General features: G+C 45.7%; 1 protein-coding gene. It reads right to left on the bottom strand.

Annotated elements, in window-relative coordinates; translation table 11 throughout:
- Positions 1-795 (bottom strand): phosphate ABC transporter substrate-binding protein (locus R7Q11_RS25650; protein WP_225466937.1); only part of this gene is annotated, 795 nt, incomplete at its 3' end.
- Positions 796-803 lie beyond the last annotated feature (8 nt).

Raw genomic sequence — 803 nt, 5'->3', positions numbered from 1 at the left:
AACCGGTATGTACCCGTAGTCAGCAATGGTTTTTTGTCCCGCTTCCGATTTTAGGAACGCGACAAAGTCTTTGCCTGCTTGATCTAGCGAGTCGACTTTGTAAAGCACCAAGAATGGTCGAGCCAGTTTGTATTTGTGATTTGCGATGTTCGCTGCTGTTGGTTCAATCCCGTTAAACTGAATCGCCTTCACAGAAAGGTCTACAGACCCCACCGAAATAAAACCAATCGCACGTGTGTTATGGTTCACAATGGTTTTAACCATGCTGTTGCTATTTACAACTAAGTTGTTTGGGCTGATATCAGAAACCAGACGGTCGTTAATGATTTTGGTGAGACCCAACAAACTTTCAAAGCTGTAGCGCGAGCCAGAAGATGCTTCTCGCGTGACAACTGCTATCGGTTGATCCGCGCCGCCGACTTCTTTCCAGTTTTTGATTTCGCCTTTGTAGATGTCAAACAGTTGTTGTGCTGAAAGGTTAGTCACAGAGTTTGTACGGTTCACAACAACGGCAAGGCCATCGTAAGCAATTGGAAACACATTCAAGTCTTCGCCTTTTTCGCTTTCTGTCAGATAGCGAGAGCTCATACCAAGTTTCACGACACCTTTGTTCACCATGGTGATCCCCGCACTAGAACCAATGCCCTGTACAGCGATGTAATTATCTGGATGTGTCTTATTGTATTCTTCGGCGAGTACGTCCATCACGCGAGCAACGGAAGTTGAACCTGAAATGTTGACTTCTTTCGCCATAGCAGAAGGAAGGGAGACAGCCATGGCTAGTAAAGTTGCCACAGTAAAAC

This window comes from Vibrio sp. 970 (assembly GCF_033339075.1).
Note: the sequence above shows the minus strand (reverse complement) of the source record. Positions and strands in the feature narration are given on the sequence as shown.